This is a genomic window from Bradyrhizobium sp. CCBAU 51765 (genome assembly GCF_015291725.1).
Lineage (GTDB): Bacteria > Pseudomonadota > Alphaproteobacteria > Rhizobiales > Xanthobacteraceae > Bradyrhizobium > Bradyrhizobium liaoningense.
In genome coordinates this window covers 4,675,199-4,694,131 of record NZ_CP030038.1, presented here as the reverse complement: position 1 = coordinate 4,694,131, position 18,933 = coordinate 4,675,199, and the positions used below count along the sequence as shown (strand labels likewise).

At 65.7% G+C, this 18,933-nt stretch carries 20 protein-coding genes; 8 read left to right on the top strand and 12 right to left on the bottom strand.

All coding sequences use genetic code 11. From position 1 onward, the window contains the following. Nucleotides 1–61 precede the first annotated feature (61 nt). The 4 genes from fabF to gmk all read left to right on the top strand — a co-directional run bounded on the left by fabF (nucleotide 62) and on the right by gmk (nucleotide 4,492). Nucleotides 62–1,327, top strand: coding sequence for a beta-ketoacyl-ACP synthase II (gene fabF / locus XH96_RS22540; RefSeq protein WP_194387720.1), 1,266 nt, complete (start codon nucleotides 62–64; stop codon nucleotides 1,325–1,327). 125 nt (nucleotides 1,328–1,452) lie between these two features. Further along, the gene (gene mltG, locus XH96_RS22535) at nucleotides 1,453–2,727 is read left to right on the top strand and encodes an endolytic transglycosylase MltG (protein WP_194387719.1); all 1,275 of its coding nucleotides are present in this window, start codon (nucleotides 1,453–1,455) and stop codon (nucleotides 2,725–2,727) included. A gap of 214 nt (nucleotides 2,728–2,941) precedes the next feature. After that, on the top strand, nucleotides 2,942–3,829 hold the full coding sequence (locus tag XH96_RS22530) for a YicC/YloC family endoribonuclease (RefSeq protein WP_194387718.1): 888 nt from the start codon (nucleotides 2,942–2,944) through the stop codon (nucleotides 3,827–3,829). A 3-nt stretch (nucleotides 3,830–3,832) separates the two neighbouring features. Beyond that, a complete protein-coding gene (gene gmk, locus XH96_RS22525; RefSeq protein WP_194387717.1) occupies nucleotides 3,833–4,492 on the top strand; it encodes a guanylate kinase in 660 nt (219 codons plus the stop codon). On the opposite strand, the gene XH96_RS22520 is transcribed toward gmk, so the two are convergent. The 3 genes from XH96_RS22520 to XH96_RS22510 form a co-directional block, all read right to left on the bottom strand. Next, complete coding sequence (locus XH96_RS22520; RefSeq protein WP_194387716.1) at nucleotides 4,425–5,636, bottom strand: hypothetical protein; 1,212 nt, start codon at nucleotides 5,634–5,636, stop codon at nucleotides 4,425–4,427. The genes gmk and XH96_RS22520 overlap by 68 nt on opposite strands. 150 nt (nucleotides 5,637–5,786) lie before the next feature. Beyond that, nucleotides 5,787–6,269: a hypothetical protein gene (locus tag XH96_RS22515; protein WP_194387715.1), complete on the bottom strand. Its 483-nt coding sequence runs from the start codon at nucleotides 6,267–6,269 to the stop codon at nucleotides 5,787–5,789. Between the two features lie 28 nt (nucleotides 6,270–6,297). Further along, nucleotides 6,298–7,644, bottom strand: a complete 1,347-nt coding sequence (locus XH96_RS22510; protein WP_194387714.1) for a caspase family protein — start codon at nucleotides 7,642–7,644, stop codon at nucleotides 6,298–6,300. Between the two features lie 521 nt (nucleotides 7,645–8,165). Here XH96_RS22510 and XH96_RS22505 point away from each other — a divergent pair. Continuing rightward, nucleotides 8,166–9,149 carry an ABC transporter substrate-binding protein gene (locus XH96_RS22505; RefSeq protein WP_194387713.1) on the top strand — a complete coding sequence of 328 codons (984 nt, stop codon included), beginning with the start codon at nucleotides 8,166–8,168 and terminating at the stop codon, nucleotides 9,147–9,149. A 184-nt stretch (nucleotides 9,150–9,333) separates the two neighbouring features. Here the strand turns inward: XH96_RS22505 and XH96_RS22500 are convergent, their stop codons facing one another. Further along, entirely contained in the window at nucleotides 9,334–10,251 is a 918-nt protein-coding gene (locus tag XH96_RS22500) for an NADP-dependent oxidoreductase (protein WP_194387712.1), read from the bottom strand. Nucleotides 10,252–10,707: 456 nt separating this feature from the next. Here XH96_RS22500 and XH96_RS22495 point away from each other — a divergent pair, with 456 nt between their 5' ends. Then, entirely contained in the window at nucleotides 10,708–11,322 is a 615-nt protein-coding gene (locus XH96_RS22495) for a cupin (protein ID WP_194387711.1), read from the top strand. A gap of 67 nt (nucleotides 11,323–11,389) precedes the next feature. Next, complete coding sequence (locus XH96_RS22490) at nucleotides 11,390–11,710, top strand: low affinity iron permease family protein (protein ID WP_194387710.1); 321 nt, start codon at nucleotides 11,390–11,392, stop codon at nucleotides 11,708–11,710. A gap of 20 nt (nucleotides 11,711–11,730) precedes the next feature. On the opposite strand, the gene XH96_RS22485 is transcribed toward XH96_RS22490, so the two are convergent. Beyond that, a complete protein-coding gene (locus XH96_RS22485; RefSeq protein ID WP_194387709.1) occupies nucleotides 11,731–12,432 on the bottom strand; it encodes a Crp/Fnr family transcriptional regulator in 702 nt (233 codons plus the stop codon). A gap of 17 nt (nucleotides 12,433–12,449) precedes the next feature. Next, complete coding sequence (locus XH96_RS22480; RefSeq protein ID WP_194387708.1) at nucleotides 12,450–12,689, bottom strand: hypothetical protein; 240 nt, start codon at nucleotides 12,687–12,689, stop codon at nucleotides 12,450–12,452. A gap of 157 nt (nucleotides 12,690–12,846) precedes the next feature. Here XH96_RS22480 and XH96_RS22475 point away from each other — a divergent pair, with 157 nt between their 5' ends. Beyond that, entirely contained in the window at nucleotides 12,847–13,584 is a 738-nt protein-coding gene (locus tag XH96_RS22475) for a Crp/Fnr family transcriptional regulator (RefSeq protein ID WP_194387707.1), read from the top strand. Nucleotides 13,585–13,699: 115 nt separating this feature from the next. On the opposite strand, the gene XH96_RS22470 is transcribed toward XH96_RS22475, so the two are convergent. The 6 genes from XH96_RS22470 to XH96_RS22445 form a co-directional block, all read right to left on the bottom strand. Next, nucleotides 13,700–14,419, bottom strand: a complete 720-nt coding sequence (locus tag XH96_RS22470) for a Crp/Fnr family transcriptional regulator (protein ID WP_194387706.1) — start codon at nucleotides 14,417–14,419, stop codon at nucleotides 13,700–13,702. A 241-nt stretch (nucleotides 14,420–14,660) separates the two neighbouring features. Continuing rightward, nucleotides 14,661–14,882 carry a hypothetical protein gene (locus XH96_RS22465; protein ID WP_194387705.1) on the bottom strand — a complete coding sequence of 74 codons (222 nt, stop codon included), beginning with the start codon at nucleotides 14,880–14,882 and terminating at the stop codon, nucleotides 14,661–14,663. 75 nt (nucleotides 14,883–14,957) lie between these two features. Continuing rightward, on the bottom strand, nucleotides 14,958–16,016 hold the full coding sequence (locus XH96_RS22460) for an alcohol dehydrogenase (protein ID WP_194387704.1): 1,059 nt from the start codon (nucleotides 16,014–16,016) through the stop codon (nucleotides 14,958–14,960). 25 nt (nucleotides 16,017–16,041) lie between these two features. Then, nucleotides 16,042–16,896, bottom strand: coding sequence for a 16S rRNA (adenine(1518)-N(6)/adenine(1519)-N(6))-dimethyltransferase RsmA (gene rsmA / locus XH96_RS22455; RefSeq protein WP_194387703.1), 855 nt, complete (start codon nucleotides 16,894–16,896; stop codon nucleotides 16,042–16,044). After that, a complete protein-coding gene (gene pdxA / locus XH96_RS22450; RefSeq protein ID WP_194387702.1) occupies nucleotides 16,896–17,945 on the bottom strand; it encodes a 4-hydroxythreonine-4-phosphate dehydrogenase PdxA in 1,050 nt (349 codons plus the stop codon). Before pdxA ends, rsmA begins: the two co-directional genes overlap by 1 nt. Next, complete coding sequence (locus XH96_RS22445) at nucleotides 17,945–18,883, bottom strand: SurA N-terminal domain-containing protein (RefSeq protein ID WP_194387701.1); 939 nt, start codon at nucleotides 18,881–18,883, stop codon at nucleotides 17,945–17,947. The genes pdxA and XH96_RS22445 overlap by 1 nt, the downstream gene beginning before the upstream one ends. Between the last annotated feature and the right edge of the window lie 50 nt (nucleotides 18,884–18,933).

Below are 18,933 nucleotides of genomic sequence, written 5' to 3'. Positions count from 1 at the left end.
CGCAGCGGTCAGCCGGTTTCTTGTTATTGGCCGTGAGTCTTTCGATGCGGAGTTTTCGGATATGAGGCGAGTTGTCGTCACAGGCCTCGGCATGGTCTCGCCACTCGGCTGTGGCGTCGAACCGACCTGGAAGCGGATCCTCAACGGCGAAAGCGGTGCGCGCAGGATCGAGAGCTTCGATGTCTCCGATCTTCAGACCAAGATCGCCTGCACGGTGGTGCGCGGCGACGGGACCAACGGCAGCTTCAATCCCGACACGTGGATGGAGCCGAAGGACCAGCGCAAGGTCGACGACTTCATCATCTTCGGCATGGCCGCGGCCGGCCAGGCGCTCGAGGATGCCAACTGGCATCCCGCGACTGAAGAGGACAAGTGCGCGACCGGCACCATGATCGGGTCCGGCATCGGCGGCCTCAACGGCATTGCCGAAACCGCCATCCTCCTGAAGGAGCGCGGACCGCGCCGGGTGTCGCCGTTCTTCATTCCGGGCCGCCTGATCAATCTCGCCTCCGGCTACGTCTCGATCGCGCACGGGCTGAAGGGGCCGAACCATGCCGTGGTCACGGCCTGCTCGACCGGCGCGCACGCGGTCGGCGATGCTGCCCGCCTGATCGCACTCGGCGATGCCGATGTGATGGTCGCAGGCGGCGCCGAGTCGCCGATCAGCCGCATCGGCATTGCCGGCTTCAACGCCGCGCGCGCGCTCTCCACCGGTTTCAACGAGACACCCGAGAAGGCCTCGCGTCCCTATGACAAGGACCGCGATGGTTTCGTGATGGGCGAGGGCGCCGGCGTCCTCGTGCTGGAAGAGCTCGATCACGCCAGGCGCCGCGGCGCCAGGATCTACGCCGAGGTGATCGGCTATGGCCTCTCGGGCGACGCCTATCACATCACCTCGCCGTCGCCCGACGGCGATGGCGGCTTCCGCAGCATGTTGGCGGCGCTGAAGCGCGCCGGCCTCACGCCGTCCGATCTCGACTACATCAACGCGCACGGCACCTCGACGCCGCTCGGCGACGAGATCGAGCTCGGCGCGGTCGAGCGTCTGCTCGGCAATGCCGCCTCCAAGGTTGCGATGTCCTCGACCAAGTCGTCGACCGGCCATCTGCTCGGCGCAGCCGGTGCGATCGAAGCGATCTTCGCGATTCTCGCGATTCGCGATAACGTCGTGCCGCCAACGATCAACCTCGACAATCCCTCGGTCGAGACTGCAATTGATCTCGTGCCGCACAAGTCGAAGGAGCGTGAGGTCAACGTCGCGTTATCGAACTCTTTTGGTTTTGGCGGTACCAATGCGTCGGTGATCTTCCGCCGCTTGGCCAGTTAGTTTGCGTTTGAGACGAAACCACCGTTTTGCCGCATTCGGCGATAGTCATGGACGTGGGCGCGTGCATTTTGGCAGGGCAAGCGATTGTCGGCCGCGATTGAACCGGCAGGATTCAGGTTGTCTCGATGAGTGAAAGGCCGCCCATTTCACCCCGGAGTCCGCGGGCAGCGCTCGAGCCCGAGCAGCTCCCGCCGCCGCCCAAGCGATCGGACCGCGCGCGCAATCCGCTCGTGATCGTCGGCAACGCCATCATCACCCTTCTGCTGATCACCATGCTCGGCGCCGGCGGCGTCTATTATTACGGCCGGCAGCTGCTCGAAGCACCCGGGCCGCTCACGGAGGACAAGATCGTCAACATCCCGCAGCGCGCGGGCAAGCGTGACATCGCCGAGACCCTGAACAGGGAAGGGGTGACCGACATCAATCCCTGGGTGTTCATCGCCAGCGTCGCCGCGTTGAAGGCGAGTTCGGACCTCAAGCCGGGTGAGTATTCGTTCCAGAAGAACGCGTCGCTGCGCGACGTCATCGCCACCATCGTCGAGGGCAAGGTGGTGCAGCACGCCGTCACGATTCCGGAAGGTCTTACCTCCGAGCAGATCGTGGCGCGGCTGTCCGACAACGACATCTTCACCGGCAGCGTGCGCGAGCTGCCGCGCGAGGGCACGCTGTTGCCGGAGACCTACAAGTTCCCGCGCGGCACACCGCGCGAGCAGGTGGTCCAGCGCATGCAGCAGGCGCACAAGCGCGTGCTGGCCGAGATCTGGGAGCGCCGCAGTCCGGACATTCCGGTCAAGACGCCGGAGCAGCTGGTCACGCTGGCGTCCATCGTCGAAAAGGAAACCGGCAAGCCCGACGAGCGCAGCCGGGTCGCCGCGGTGTTCGTCAACCGATTGAAGCAGAGGATCAAGCTGCAGTCCGATCCGACGATCATCTACGGCCTCGTCGGCGGCAAGGGCACGCTGGGCCGGCCGATCAAGCGCAGCGAGATCACGCAGCCCTCGCCCTACAACACCTATGTGATCGAGGGCCTGCCGCCGGGTCCGATCTCCAATCCGGGCCGGGCCTCGCTCGAGGCCGCCGCCAATCCGGCCCGCACCCGCGACCTCTATTTCGTCGCGGACGGCACCGGCGGGCATGCCTTCACCGAGACCTACGACGCGCATCAGAAGAACGTCGCGAAGCTCCGCGCGATGGAAAAGCAGATCCAGAACGACACGGTCGAGCCGGCCGAGGAGGCGCAGCCGCCGGCGGGCAGCGCGCCGGCGGCCGCCGATACGCCGACCGCGACCACGCCGGCGCGGCCGAGCCAGCAGAAGAAACCGCCGGCCACTCGTCCCGCCAATCCTGCGCCGGCCCGGCAGGGCGCGGTGCAGTCCTCTCCGCCGGTGGTCCAGCGCTAAAGCATGATCCGGAAAAGTGCGCAGCGGTTTTCCGAAAAGATCATGCTTAAACAACAACCTAAAGCGCGATGACGGTTCATCCCAATCGCATCGCGCTTTAGACTTGCGGGCCTTGCCTGCGGGCATTGCGGATTCCACTTTCCCGCAAAATAGTCTTAAGATTCGCGTGGCTTGATAGCCTCGCGAATCCCGTGTTCCTGGAGAATCTGAACCGATGGCGCTGTCGTCCATGACCGGCTTTGCCCGAAGCCACGGCGCGAGCGGGCCGTACACGTTTGAATGGGAATTGAAGTCGGTCAACGCCAAGGGGTTTGACCTCAGGGTGCGGCTGCCGCAGGGCTTCGAGGAGCTGGAGGCCCATGCCAAGAAGCACGCCGGCGAGCTGCTGTCGCGCGGAACGGTCTACGCCAATCTCAACGTCAAGCGCACCAATGCGGCCGCCACGGTCCGCATCAACGAGGACGTGCTCAATGCGGTCCTCAAGGCCGCCGCGCTGATCTCCGGCAAGGTCGACGCGGTGGCGCCGAGCATCGACGGCCTGCTCGCCATCAAGGGCGTGGTCGAGATCGCCGAGCCCGAGGGCGACGAGGAGGAGGACAAGGCCGCGCGTGCCGCCGCGGCCGAAACCTTCGACAAGGCGCTTGCCGACCTCGTCGAGATGCGCAGGCGCGAGGGGATTTCGCTCGGGCAGATCCTGACCCAGCGTGTCGACGAGATCGAGCAGCTTGCGAGCAAGGCGGAAGCTGCGCCGGGCCGCAAGCCCGAGGCGATCAAGGCCAGGCTCGCCGAGCAGATTGCAGCCCTGCTCGACACCTCGGACCGGTTCGATTCCGACCGCCTGATGCAGGAGGCGATCCTGATCGCCACCAAGGCCGACATCCGCGAGGAGCTCGACCGCATCGCTTCCCACATTGCGCAGGCGCGTGAGCTGATCGGCAAGGGCGGCCCGATCGGACGCAAGCTCGATTTCCTGGCGCAGGAGTTTCACCGCGAGGTCAACACCTGCTGCTCGAAGTCGAACGACATCGAGCTGACCAACACGGGGCTGGCCATGAAGAACGTGGTCGAGCAGTTCCGCGAGCAGGTCCAGAATCTGGAGTGATCGATGACGACGGGCGGTCACGGAACTGACGGTGTCGAGCGGCGCGGACTGATGTTCGTGCTGTCCTCGCCCTCGGGCGCGGGCAAGACGACACTGTCCCGGCTCCTGATCGAGCGGATGCCGGGCCTCAGGATGTCGGTCTCCGCCACCACGCGCGCCAAGCGCCCCGGCGAGGTCGACGGGCGCGACTATCTGTTCGTCGACAAGGCCAGGTTCGACGCCATGGTGAAGGGCGACGAGCTGCTGGAATGGGCGACCGTGTTCGACAACAGCTACGGCACGCCGCGCGTGCCGGTCGAAGCGGCACTGTCGGCCGGGCAGGACGTGCTGTTCGACATCGACTGGCAAGGTACGCAGCAGCTACGCGAGAAGGCGCGTGCCGACGTCGTCAGCGTCTTCATCCTGCCGCCCTCGGCCAGCGATCTCGAGAAGCGCCTGCATTCGCGCGCACAGGATTCCGACGAGGTGATCCGCAAGCGCATGAGCCGCGCCAGCCACGAAATGAGCCACTGGGCCGAGTACGACTACATCGTGATCAACCACGACATCGACGAGGCCTTCGCCGAGGTGCAGTCGATCCTGAAGGCCGAACGCCTCAAGCGCGAGCGGCGGATCGGCCTCGCAGGCTTCGTGCGAAATTTGCAAGGTCAGCTTCAAGGTTAGGCCGCGACAGGCGCGGTCCTTCCTTCGCCAGTTGTTCCAGCATCGTCGTGATGACATCGATGTCGACGGCATCGGCGTCATGGCCTGCCGGCGCGTCATCGTGCTCCTCGCCGATTTCGGCGGCGGTGAGCTGGGAAGCCGGGGCGACGGTCTCGTTTTTCTTGTCGACCGCCTTCGTCTCGACCTTGTCTCTTCTGATCGCGACAGGTTCGGCCGGGGCGGCGGCCCGTTGCCTGCGCGCGTCGATCAGCTCGATCTCGCGGCCGATCGCGGCGAGTTTTGTCCCTCGTTGTTTCGGCTGCGGACGTACCGCATCGAAGTCGATGGGGTGCGGCGGCTGGGCGTCGGCCGGCGTTGAAGCGAGCCAGGGCGCACGGCTTCCGTCCTGGTCCTGTGTCTCCCAATCGCGCCAATGTCCGTGACGGTCGGCGGACTGGACGCGGACGCGCGCGCCGGCGAAGCGGTAGATGACGCTGCCGAGGATTCCGGCGAGCGCCAGCGCGCCGCCGATCACGAGCAGCAGCGTCTGGAGCGAGCCGGTCGGCTTGTCGGTCGTGCTGTCTGCCGCAGCGAGCGCCACCGGCGACGGGGATTTCGACGGCTTTGCGCCCGGCTGCGCGGGGGCTGCGACGACGGTTGGCGCCGGCGGAGCGGACGCTGTGGAGACATCGGGCCAGGGCGCGGTGGCGGCGGGTTGCTGCGCGTTGCCGTCAGCGGTCTGCTCCGCGACTTGTTGGACTGGTGCTGCGGCGGCGGCCTGCGCGGGGGCGTTCGGTGTCTTCGGGGCGGTGCTGCTCCGCGGCGTCGGATATTCGGCGCGCGCGTCCTGCACAGCGTGTTGTTGCGGCGCCGGAGCATCTGCCGTCGGCGTATCGCTCGGAGCCTGCGCGGTCTGTGCGGTTTTCGCGGTGTCCTTGTCGCCGGCGGCACGCAGGTACCAGCATTGCCGCTTGGTGGTGCGTTCGAGGCGGTAGTACCAGTGCTGTCCCTGTGGCGCGGCGCCCTTTGGCGCTGCGAGGCAGTCGGAAGCCGTGCTGGCAGCGCTCGACGGGGCCGGCGCGTTCTGCGACAGGGCAGCCAGCGGTGCGCCGGCAATGATGCCGCCAATAAGCGCAGATACGAATTTTGCGGTTCGGTTGCCCATCCTGGTCTCCCGGTTACGCATGACGCAACTCTCAACCAGCCCTTTCTCGTCAAAGAGTTGGGTGGCAATGAGCCGCAAATCCGGAGAGGATGTGGCTTGAATCGGGCTTGCGGCGCGATCGTTCCGCCGCGATATCTGGCTTTCTCGGCCTTACTGCTTGGCTGAAGTCCAGGTTCCGCCGCAGCCGTCGGAGCGACGCCACGTCCCGGACCCGCTGCGGCCGGAGAGGCGGCCCGCGCCGGTGAAGGTTACGCCCTGGCCTTGTCCGCGTGTAGAGACCGAGCCGCTCGGGCTGACGGTTCCGCTGACGCCTTCGCCGATGACGCGGCCGGACGTGACGACCACCGCACCGGTGGTCGAGCCGCCGCAGCCGATGCTGGTGACCATCCAGGCGCCGTCGAAGCCTCCGCCACCGCCTCGTCGCGACGACGAGCGCGGCTCTTCGGCCGGCTTGCTCCGGCGTGCGGACGGAGCCGGTTCGGCCGAGCGCTCCGAACGCGAGCCCGACAGTGACTTCTCATCATTGCCGATCGAGCCGCCGGCGCTGCCGGATTGCGCGTAGGCGGCCGACGAGGCGATGGCGAGGTTGAGGAGAAAGGTGAGGGCAGTCGTACGGGTGACGGCGTTAGGCATGAGTGAAAAATCCAAATAAAAAAATGTATCAGCGGCCGGAGCCGTCGGCGCAGACGGATCCGATAATGCGGCAAGCTTTGCCAGCCTTGCCGCATTCGTCAAGCGCGGCCTCCCGGGCGCGCTGCACGCTGTCGCGCTGGACCAGCGACCACGACTTGTCGGAGATGGCGAAGGCGCCGCAGCTTCGGCCGTAGAACGAGAGCTCGATCGGGCATTTGGCGCCGGCGCAATTGCCACGCGCATCCGCGACCGAGGCACGCCGCGAGGCGTGATTCCACGACATGCCCCATTTGCTGCCGTCGGGCCCGTAGACGATCGAGCCCCAGGGCTTCAGATCCTCCATCTTGCGCATTCGCAGCAGGAGGCCTTCGGTTGCTTCGCCGGTCGCGGCCATCGAAATCCGCTGCTGGAGTTTCGTGATCGCGCGCGTCAGGCCGTCGGGTGTGTCAGGATCGAAATTGAGCTCGTAGAGCCGCTCGCTCAGTTCGCTGAGCAGCGCCGCATCGCGCAAGGGCACGCGGTCGGGGTCGGCGCGCAGGCGCTCCGCGGGCAGGGGATCGGGCTGCATCGCCGCGACCTGCGGCGGTGCGGTTTGCGTCGGCGGCACGAAATAGAACGTGCCGTCGATTGGCGAGGACGACACCCAGGGCTGCTGCGCGCCTGCGGTGGCGCGTTTCACGGCAAGGCCGACCTGGTTGAAGGTCTGAAACACGTCGAGGCCAGCGACCCGGATCGTGGTCGCCAGCGCCTTGGTATAGGGACTGTGGCCGTCGCTGCCGTCCTGGGCAACGTTGCCGGGCTGGGTCGCGTAGGAGATCAGCGTGCCCTCGGGCGCACGCATCTGTGCCAGGCCGCCGTCCGAGGCGCGCAGGCCGCGTGAACCAAAGGGGTTGTTGCGGCACGCATCGAGGATCACGAGGTTGAGCCGCGTGCCGGAGCCCTGCATCTGGCGCAGCACGAGGTTGACATCGGTCATCTGGAAATCGACGTCGGCCTCGCGGGTCGGATTGGCGCCGACGGGCACGAGGTAGTTCGAGCCCGCCACCTGCACGCCGTGGCCGGCATAATAGAACAGCGCGACGTCGGCGCCCTGGACCTGCCGGCCAAAGCTCTGCACCGCAAGGTCCATCGCGCCCTTGTCGAGATCGAACTGCGCGCGTCCGCCGACCAGCGTGAAGCCGAGCGCGCCGAGCGTCTCCGCCATCAGGCTCGCGTCCCTCAACGGGTTGTCGAGCGGGGTGATGTTCTTGTAGGCGGAGTTGCCGACCACGAGCGCGATGCGCTTCTCGGCCGATGCGTGAAGCGTCGTGGCAGCGAGCACGACGGCGACCAGCGCGGCTAACCCCAGGACGCGATTGAAAATCCTCGCGCGCATCAAAATGCCTCAAAATAATGGCGCCATCCTACCAGCCCGGCGCTCGGACGGAAAGCGGTGCGACAAGCCGTGCGATGGCCCGATGGAGGCCAAGGGGCGCATGGACACTGGCCTGCGACGATAGGCTATCGGCGGTCACCCGGACGCGGGGACGCGTTCGCCTCGGCCGCCGCCTGTGACCGCAGCAGACATGGTCTTCGGAGGGCAATCGTGCTTTCTGAAAAGATCCTCCCCGGTGTTCATTCACAAAGAGTGCGCGATCTGTTCTCCTGGTTGCGTGCAAGGGTTTCGTCGTTGAGGACATTTCCGAGACGAGATCCGGCGTAGCCAACCGCAATTGCGCGGAGGCAGAAATGTCGTCTAGCATTACCTTTCGCCGGTGCCGCCGACGGCTATGATCAGGCGGTGCTTGCGTTCTGGGCGAAGCATTCGCGACAGCTCGTAGCAACCTGTGTTTCACGTCGTCTGGATCGTACTCCAATGCGGTCCGCAGCTCAGCCGGAATGTGGCGAGGTGATCGAATGAAACGCCGCGAATTCATCACGCTTCTCGGAGGCACTGCTGCAGCATGGCCAGTAGCCTCGCGCGCGCAGCGACGCAAACCGAACCCGCGCATCGGTGTTCTCTGGCATGCCGCCGACGCCAAGCAGGAAGAGGAATATCTGGTCGTCCTGACCAAGGCATTTCAGGAGCTTGGCTACTTCGACGGCAAGAATATCGAACTGGAGCACCGCTTTCCTGCCGAGCAACCTGAACGATTTCGCGCAATGGCGCAGGAACTTGCGGAAGGCAAAGTCGATGTGATCGTCGCTGTGACGGGACTTGGCGCCAGGGAGGCCAAGCGAGCGACCAGCACGATCCCCATCGTGCTTGTCGCCGACCCCGATCCGGTCGGCAGGGGGCTCGTCGAGAGCCTCGCGCGTCCTGGTGGCAACGTGACCGGACTCTCACTGATGACCGTTGATCTCTCCGGCAAGCGGCTCGCGCTGTTCAAGGAAATCGTTCCGAAATTGAGCCGCCTGGCCCTCGTGCTCGATCCGCGAGAGCCGTCTTCCAAGCCCACCGCCATCGCGAACGAAAGAGCGGGGAGAGATGCGGGATGTCTGATCAAAGTGTTCGAAGTGACGACGGCGGATGAAATTGACCCGGCCTTTTCGGTCATTGCGCGCGAGAGCTTTGATGGTGCGTTTGCTGTTGGGCCGCCGATGTACAATGAACGGGTGCAGGTGGGCGCCTCGGCCATGGCGCACAAGGTGCCGACAATTGCATCGAACGCCGAACAGGTCCCTTACGGCCTGCTGCTCTCCTATGGACCGGATTTTCCCGATCATTTCCGGCGGGCGGTCGGCTATGTCGACAGGATCCTGAAAGGCGCAAAGCCCGGCGATCTGCCCATAGAGCAGCCTACTCGTCTCAAGCTGGTCATCAATCTGAAGACCGCGAAAGCACTCGGTCTCACCGTTCCGCATTCGCTGCTGGCCACGGCCGACCAGGTCATCGAGTGACGCTTCGGGAGTTCGGTTCTGGCCATCAGCGAACCGGCAACCCCCTCCACGAATTCCGCTCACTGAGGCCGAAGCTGACGTCCGAGGGGTGGACGACTCGGCCCGCTGTCGGCCACATCATAGGCAACATTCGGCCGGGCCGGACAGCGCCGGCCGGCCGCGTGCATCCACGGGCGTGCGTCGTTCAGGGGCGAACGCGGATGATCGTATTTCCCTTGCGTCGCGTCGTCGGATTCAAGGCGGCAGCGGCGCCGTCGAGAGTCGAGACATTCCCGATGTTCGTCCGCAGTCGTCCATCCCGCACCCGCTGGACGATCTCACTCAGTTGGGCCCGGTCGGCCTCGACGACAAAGTCGACTGCCAGACCGTCGGCGGGCCGTGCCTCGGCCGGCCCCACGATAGACACCAGCGTTCCTCCCGATCGAAGCAGGCCGACGGATCGCTTCTGGATGTCACCGCCGATAACATCGAACACCAGATCGACCTTGCCGACGTCGTTCAGGGCGTCGTTGTCGAGGTCGACGAATTCCTGCGCGCCGAAGTCGAGCACCGTCTGACGGTCGGCGGCGCGTCCGGTGCCGATGACGTAGGCGCCGGCCTCTCGTGCGAGTTGCGTCACCATCGAACCGACTGCGCCGGCCGCGCCGTGTGCCAGGACGCTCTGCCCCGCCTTGAGACGGCCGTGCTGGAACAGCCCTTGCCATGCGGTCAGGCCCGAGACCGGCAGGCTCGCGCCCACAGTGAAGTCGACGTCACCCGGCAGCGGCGCGAGGTTGCGTGCCTCAACCGCCACGTACTCGGCCAGCGTGCCGTCGCGATACCAGTCCGTGAGGCCGAATACCCGCTGCCCCACCGATAACCCTGTAGTGCCATATCCGAGAGCGCTAACCACTCCAGCCAGATCGTGTCCTGGGATCGACGGTGTTCGGTCACGCTCAAGGCGATCGGTCCAGGTCGAGGGCCACGTGAGTTCGGTCGGAACAAATCCGGACGCATGAACCTGAACAACGACGTCGTTTATCGATGCCATCGGATCGCGCCGGTTCACCAGCTTCAACCCGGCCGTTCCCGCGGCCTGTTCCGTTACGACGATCGCCTTCATGGGAATTATCTCCTCGGTCCTTGTCTCTTGGTGCAACTGTTGGCAGAGAGTGCGAACGCGCCCGGCTATCCACACGCCGAGGCGGCGTGGCAGAGTTGTCCGGTGTCTGCGATCTGCTCGTCTGCATTGACCGGGGCTCCCAACTAAGACTGACGATCGGGATCGCTGCGGTCGTGGTACTAGCGAATAGATGCGTTGCGCCTCGTCACGAGAACAGTACCAAGATTGTGAATTCTGGCTGTACCAAGCGCGAGGGTTGCCCTCCGCGTCCGCTCTTGCCGGCTGCTCCAAATGGGCGTGACGCATCTTACGACGTCACTCTCGTACAAGCGAAACTGCTGCTCGCCCGGGAGCTCAGCCCGTGGGTGGGGGAGCGTGTCCGTGCTCCCGATCAGGCCCGTTCCACCCCGAAACTTCTCGCCTCCGCCGTCGTTGAATCGCGACCGAGGAGCAAGCATGCCGGTCAAGGATCAGATCAAGAACTTTGCCAGGAAGCTTGTGGAGGAGCATCCCGATGCGGCGACGCTGCGGGCGCTGGTCCGGACGCGGAAACCGATAGCCATCCATTTTCGCGACGATGGCATCGTGCCGAACAATCCGAAACTTCCGGCGCTGCTTTATCGCGGGGCGGTGAAGCTGAAGGGCCGGCGTTTTCCGCCCGAGGTCATCATCGACACGCTGTTCGCCACGAATGGCTGGGCCCGGTCGTGGCGCGACACCGTGTACGATTTCGTCCATTACCATTCGCAGATCCATGAAGTGATGGGCGTGGCGCGCGGCACGGCCAGAATCGAGTGCGGCGGCATCAAGGGTCGCATCCTGAATGTGAAGGCTGGTGACGTTCTGGTCCTGCCCGCGGGCACGGGACACCGGCTGATCGAGTCCGGCCGGGACTTTCTGGTCGTCGGAGCCTACCCGCAGGACGGCACGTACGACGAGTGCACCGACACGCGGGATCGGACTGACGCGACCAAGCGCATCGCCAAGGTCCGCAAGCCGAAGACGGATCCTGTGCTGGGGGCCGGCGGTCCGCTGCTCGGACACTGGCGGCGGCATTCGTCGCGATCCTAGAGGGCGACCCGGCCAGCGCATCTTCAGCGTCTGCGGGAACGCCGGCGGCCTACGCGAGTTGCCGCACATGTCCCTTCCGAAGTCAAAGGGTTGGCTCACCGAGATCGGCGTCGCCACCTCGCGCCCGGCCGCGTTCGCCGTTTATTTGGTCTACTGCATCGCCTGGATCACGGTGGGCAACGGGCTCGAATGGCACTCGTTCGCGACGCTGGCGACATGGGGCATGACGCTGGTGATCCAGCGCGCCGAGCACCGCGACACCCAGGCGATCCACGCCAAGCTCGATGAGCTGCTCAAGGTGGCCGGCCGCGACCACGTCATGACGGTCGACGACGAAGACGCCGAGGAGGTCGAGTCCCAGCGGGAGGAGATTCGACGTACGAGCTAGCGCCTCGCGCGGCGCCGCGCTCATCGCAGATAATCAGGCCTGAAATCCGCAAGCTTGCGCAGTTCGTCGGGCTGCAGCAACTCGATCTCGCTGCCCTCCCATGCAATCAGCCCACGATGCCTCAGCTCCTGGATGGTACGATTGACGTGGACGATCGAGAGCCCGCAGGCGTCCGCAACGTGCCGCTGGGTCATCGGAATCTGGAAACTGCCGTCCCTGACAAGGCCGACGACCTCCAGCCTCGCGGCAAGTTCGCAGATGAGATGCGCGACCTTGGGCAGCGCTGCCTGCGCGCCGAGGCGCGCGATCCATTGTCGCGAGATCGCCGCGTCGATCAGCGTCTCGCGCCAGAAAGCGCGCGTCAGGTGGATCGAGCCGTCGAGAAGCTGGCGCAGCTGGCTGTGCGTGACGGTGCCGACGATGGTCGGGCCGAGCCCGACGAGGTCCGCATCCAGCGGCGAGACCAGCAGCGTGTGCAGGCACGGCATGTCGCCGGGAACGTGGAAGGCGAGGATCTGGCTGCGATCGCCGACGATGCGAGCCTGGTAGAGGAAGCCGCTGACGACGAAGACGCAGCGTGAAGCGGTCTCACCCTGGCGCAGCACGATCTCGCCGTCCGCGACTTGGCGCAGCGTGGACGGCAAGCCTGCGATCTGCCGGCGTTCGTCCTCGGACAGGCCTTCGATCGCCTGGAGACGCGCGATGAACTTCGGATGCGGCATGAGCCTCGCGTGCTGCTTCAGACGTCTCGCGGCACCGACGCCGCGACGAAGCGCTGCGAGAGTTTTGCGAGGGTCCCGTCGGAGACCGGCGCGGAGCGGAACTCGCGGATGGCGCGGGCGAGTTCCTGATCGGACATTGGCCGGACCGGCTCTTTCAACGTGCCCGCGAGCAAAGCATCACGGATGCTGTCGAGGTGCTCGCTCGCACCTGACGTGAATAGCCTGCGGATGCGCTCCAGGATGGTCGTAGGGCTCATGAAGGGACGGCTCGTTCGCGGTCGAGGGGGCGGGCTGGATGCGACTTGGTACGGTGGCAAACCGGTCAGCAACCTGTGCTCTCGACGCGCGTTCTAATCCGCTGAATGCAAGTCGGACGTATCATTTGATAGAACCGGCGCGATTTTTGGCGGCCCCATGGAAAAAGCCCACGACGTACTGATCCGGAACCTTTCCGAGCATACCGCTCTGGCAGAGGAGGACATCGCGGAAATCCGGGTGCTCACCTTCTCGCTGCGCGATTTGGCGCCCAACGAGGATTTCATCCGTCAGGGCGACGAACCCGAACATTCGGTGCTGGTCGTCTCCGGCATGGTCGCGCGCTACCACCTGCTCGGGAGCGGGCGGCGGCAGTACCTCGCGTTCCATCTCACCGGCGACCTTCCGGATGCGCAAGGGCTGTTCATCGACCAGATGGACCACGGATTGAGCGCGCTGGGGCCGGCCTCAGTCGCCTTCATCCCGCATCGCGAATTGTTCATCGCCTTCCGGCGGCGGCCAACCTTTGCGCTGGCCGTGTGGCGCGAGACTCTGCTCGACGCCGCGATCTTTCGCGAGGCCATCACCAACAACAGCGCCCGGCCGATGCAGGCGCGCATGGCGCACCTGTTCTGCGAGCTGTTCTACCGCGCCCGCGCGGCGGATCTGGTCCGCGGCAATCGCTGCCGCGTGCCGATCAGCCTGGCTCAGCTCGGCGAGACGCTGGGCATGGCGATCGCGACGGTCAACCGTACGCTCGCCGACCTCAGGCGAAGCGGCGTCATGGATCTGCGCGAGGGGGAGCTGATCGTGCTGAAATGGCGCGAGTTGCAGCGGCTCGGAGATTTCAGTCCGGTCTATCTGCACCTGAAGCGGCAGTCGCCGCCGCTTGCGTGAGACGGAGGCCTATAGCGCGATGCGATCAGGATGAATCGTCATCGCGCTTTCGGTTGTTGTTTAAGCACGATCTTTTCGGAAAACCGCTGCGCACTTTCTCGGATCACGCTTTAGTCTAGCCCTCGGCGGCTGCCGCTGTGCCCTGCACCTCGTCGAAATACTTGTTCACCCAGTTGTTGCAACAGCAGGCTCTTGCTTCGAGTGCCGATGCGTCGAGGATCAGGATGGCGCCGCGGCGGGTCGCGAGAATGCGCCTCGCCTTGAACATCTGGATGACACGGCTGGCATAGCTGCGGGAGACGCCGAGCATGCCGGCGAGCTGCTCGTGGGTGAGAGGGATCTCGGCTCCGCCGATATGTTCCTGCGTGGACATGATCCACTTGGCGGCGCGCTGCTCGATCGAATGCGCAGCGTTGCAGGCCGCGGACTGCAGCAGCTGCGCGAACTGGCAGTCGGCATAGCGCAAGAAGACCTCCTGGAGCGTGGCCGACCTCTGCTGCGCCTGCTCGAGCGCGCGCAGCGGCAGCCGGACCAGGGTGCCGCCGAGCTTCACGACGATGCGCGAATAGGCGAGCGAAGCCGTGCGGCCGGGGGCAATGCCCACCGCACCCTCATGTCCCACCAAGAGGCTTTCGACCTCGCGATCGTCCTCGACCGGCACCGCGAAGGACACGAGCGCGGGACCGCAGGGGAAATGAACCGCTGCGACGTCGTCGCCGGCGTGATGTAGGATGTGGCTCGCCTCGAGTTCGACCGGCTGGAGGTGAGGCGCGAGCAGTTCGAAATCCTGGTGATTGAGCTGCCGGAGCAGATCGTTCTGGGGCCGACCGGTCACAATGTGTTCTCTTGGCGGGCCGGGAATCGGCGCCAGCGGGAAACCTACGTTTCCGCGGCGGAACCGACGGTTCCAAAGTGCACACAACGGACGTTCGGACGTGGAAAATTAGAGCACAGCGTCGCGGGCTTCGGCGCAGGGCAATCGCATATGAGATGTGGCTATGGGCACCGGCTGTCTCCACAGCGTCATGGCCGGGCATGACGACCTCTGGAATATTCAAATGCGATTGCCCTGGGCTTCAGCGGGCTGGACGGCAGCGAGGATCGTCGGCCGCGGCGCGGTACGCGTCGATCGCCCTGTTGGCGAGGATCAACTGCCGGCGCTCACCGGTTCGAAGCTGCGCCTCGATCGCGTCGAGCAGGAAGTTCGCGCTCTCGTCCGGCGGACCGAGCTCGCCGCTCGTCTCCAGGCAGCTCCAGGCGATGAAAAACGCGCTTTCGACGGTGCAGCGAATGGACATGCGCAGCCAACGCGGCCGGGCCGAAGGCGTTCCGTGCGGCGGGCGAGACTTCGGTCAGGCCCGCCGCCGCGTGAGTCAGTTCTTCAGCACGATGCGGCCGACGACCTTGCCGGCACGCAGTTCGTCGATCCATTTCTGGACGTCGCCCATCGGCTCCTCGCGCATCGGCGTCGGCTTGATCTTGCCGGCGCGCGCCAGAGCCATCAGCTCATGGGCTTCGGCGAGCGTGCCCACCATGAAACCCTCGATGGTCATGCGCTTGTAGACCCATTGCACCATGGGCAGCGTGAACTGGCCGCCCATCAGGCCGGAGACCACGATCTTGCCGCCGCGCGCGGCGACCGCCACCGCGAACGCCATCGACTTCTCGTTGCCGGCGAAATCCACGATCTCGTCGAAGCCGCCCTCGGTCTCCTTGAGGATGCGCTTGATGACGTCAGACTCGGCCGGGTCATAGGCAAAGGCCGCGCCGTTCTTGAGTGCGGTCTCGCGCGCGGCCGGCGAGAGGTCGGCGACCGTGATCGGCTGCTTGAACATCGCCTGCGCGAACGACAGGCCCATCATGCCGACGCCGCCGAGGCCGATCAGCAGCAGGTTGCGCTGGCGCGGACGGTCGACCAGGCGCTTGAGCGCGCCGTAGGCGGTGACGCCGGAGCACATCAAGGTCGCGGCCTGGTTGACGGGAAGGGGATCGTAATCGAGCAGATATTTCGCGTCGGGCACAAGCACGTGGGTGGCGAAGCCGCCGTCGATGGAGACGCCGAGGAAGCGCTGCTTGACGCAGAGGTTCTCGTCGCCGGTCAGGCAATCGCGGCACTGGCCGCAGCCGATCCAGGGGAAGACGGCTTTCTTGGCACCGACGAGGCTGGCCGCGACGTCCGGGCCGACTTCGTCGACGACGCCGGCGATCTCGTGGCCGAGCGTGAAGGGCAGCGTCATGCCGCGCGTGGTGTCGAGCTTCTTGCCGCCGCCGAGATCGGCATAGCCGTCCTGGATGTGCAGGTCGGAATGGCAGAGGCCGCAGCGCTCGATGCGCACCAGCACCTCGCGGCCTTGCGGCTTGGGCGTGTCCACGATGGTCTCGCACAGCGGCGCATCGAACTTGACCAGGGATTGTCGACGCATCAACGCCATATTCCTTCCTCCGAAATTATGATTGTCACGTTTCGCTGCGTATATCGGCCAATTCACGGGCCATGGCAACAAAGCCTGAAATCGGAATGGTCTCGGCGCGCCGCGTCGCATCGACGCCGGCTGCCTGCGCAAGCCGCGTGGGATCAACACCCAGTGATTTCAAGCTCTGCCGCAGCATCTTGCGGCGCTGCCCGAAGGCTGCGGCAGCAACCTGCTCGAGCAGTTTTCGGTCACATGGAAGCGGCTCTGCGCGCGGTATCAGGCGCACGACGGAGGAGGTGACCTTCGGCGGCGGCACGAAGGCGGACGGCGCAATGTCGAACAGGATCCTGGTCTCGCAGCGCCAGTTGGCGAGCACGCCGAGCCGGCCATAGGCCTCCTCGTCCTCGCGCGCCACGATGCGTTCGCCGACCTCGCGCTGGAACATCAAGACCATCATCTCGTACCAGGGCGGCCAGGGCTCGATGGTGAGCCAGTTGATGAGAAGCTGGGTCGCGATGTTGTAGGGCAGGTTGGCGACGATTTTCGCGCGTTCGCCCGAGAGCAGCGGGCGCGGATCGAACGTCATGGCGTCGCCATGCACGATCTCGAGCCGGCCGGGATAGTGCGCCGAAATATCCTGCAAGGCGGGGATCGCGCGCTCGTCATGCTCGATGGCGATGACGCGCCGCGCGCCGAGCGCGAGGAGCGCCCGCGTCAGCCCGCCGGGGCCGGGGCCGATCTCGACGATGGTCGCCTCGTCCAGCGGCGCGGCCGCGCGCGCGATGCGTGCGGTGAGGTTGAGGTCGAGCAGGAAGTTCTGGCCGAGCGATTTCCTGGCCGACAGCGCATGCTCGCGAATGACCTCGCGCAGCGGCGGGAGGTCGTCGATCGCGCCCATTAGCTTTGGGAAGCGGCCATGCGGCGCGCAAGCTTGAGCGCGGCGATCAGGCTGGCCGGATTGGCCTTGGCCGTCCCGGCGATGTCGAAGGCGGTGCCGTGATCGGGCGAGGTGCGGATGAAGGGCAGGCCGAGGGTGACGTTGACGGCATCGTCGAAGGCGACCGTCTTGATCGGGATCAGCGCCTGGTCGTGATACATGCAGACCGCGCAGTCATAGGTCTGTCGCGCGGCCTCGTGGAACATGGTGTCGGCGGGCAGCGGGCCCGTGGCTTCGATGCCCTCGTTGCGCAGCACCTTCAGCGCCGGGGCGATGACGGTCTGCTCCTCATGGCCGAGCGATCCGTCTTCGCCGGCATGCGGATTGAGGCCGGAGACCGCGATGCGCGGCTTTGCGATGCCGAAGCGGGATTTCAGTTCGGTGGCGACGATGCGGACGGTCGAGACGATCAGCGCGCTGGTGAGCTCTCCCAGCGCATCGCGCATCGAGACGTGGATGGTCACGGGCACCACGGCGAGCTGTGGCGACCACAGCATCATCACCGGCTGCGGCACGCGGCCGTTCTCCGCGGCAAGCTCGGCGAGGAATTCGGTGTGGCCGGGATGGCGGAAGCCGGCGCGGTAGAGCACGCTCTTGGCGATCGGATTGGTGACGACGGCGTCGGCACGACCCGCGCGCACGTCAATGACCGCCTGACGGATCGAGGCGAGCGCGGCCGGCGCGCTCGACGCGTCGGGCTTGCCGGGCTCGGCGGTCGCGCGCTCGCCGGTCGCGACCACGGGCAGGGCATCAGTGAAGGCGGAAGCGGCCTCGTTGGGGCTCACCGCGGCGATCCTGATATCGGCGCCGAGCGCCTTGGCGCGCTGCGCGATCAGCGCTTCGTCGCCGAGCAGGTAGAAGGCGGGCAGGTTCAGCTCACGACGCCTGAGCCAGGCCGCGATCGTGATGTCGGGGCCGATGCCGGCGGGCTCTCCCAGGGTCAGGGCAAGGGGCTTGGCTGCGGACTCGGCTGCGGACTTGGCGGAAGGCTCGAGGAGGGAGTTGGCCATCAGCGGTTGCGATATTCGATCATCGCGGCCTTGCGGAGCTCATCGAGATAGGCCTTCTGGGTCTTCTCGTACTTCTCCTGGTACATCTTCTCGCGGACCTCGCGCTTCTTCGGCGTGTCGATCATGGTCGGCTTGCGCGAGCACAGCACCACCATCTCGATGCCCGCCTTGGTCACCTCGGGCGCGGTCAGGTGGCCGATCGGGGTGTCGTCGAGCACCTTGCGCAGCGGTTCGGGCAGCTCCGCGGTGGTCTTGGTGACGCTGTCGCGGATGGTGGCGTTCGGCGTTGAGCGGAACAGCGAGTTGGCCTCCTCGCAGCTTCCGACGCGCGAGCGATAGGTCTCGGCTTCCTTCTTCCGTGTTTCCAGGAACGCTGCGGACGAGCCGCGGGGCACGATCAGCACGATCGGCTGCATCTTGTATTCGGTGCCCTCGACCTGGAGCTTCTCGCCGGTCTGGGCCTGCACGGCCTGCGCGACGTCGCGCTCGCCGACCTGGAGGCGCTCCTTGTAGCGGCCGCGCACCAGGCTGGTCCAGACCATCTCGGCCTTCATGCGGCCCTTCAGGGTCTCGGGTCGGACGCCCTTGGATTCGAGGGACTTGGTGAGCTGATCCGGCGTGATGCGCATGCGCTGCGCCATGCCTTCATAGGATTGGTTGATGTCGGACACGCCGGGGTCGACACCGTACTTCTTGCCCTCCTTGAGCTTCACCTTGTCGTCGATCAGCTCGTTGATGACCTCCTGCCGGCTCGGGGTCTTCTGCGTCGTCAGCTGGTCCAGCTTGGAGCGCTGCTCGATGTCGAAATCGGTGATCGGATCGCCGTTGACCATGACGACGATGTTCTGCGCGCGCGACGGCGAGGGCAGGGCGGTCAGCAGCAGCAGGCCGGCACCGAGGGCGAGAAGGAGGCGGAAGACAGGAAATGGGGTCGTCATGATGTCGCTCGCATGTCAGCCGCGTCGTGATGAGCAAACGCGGCCGGCAC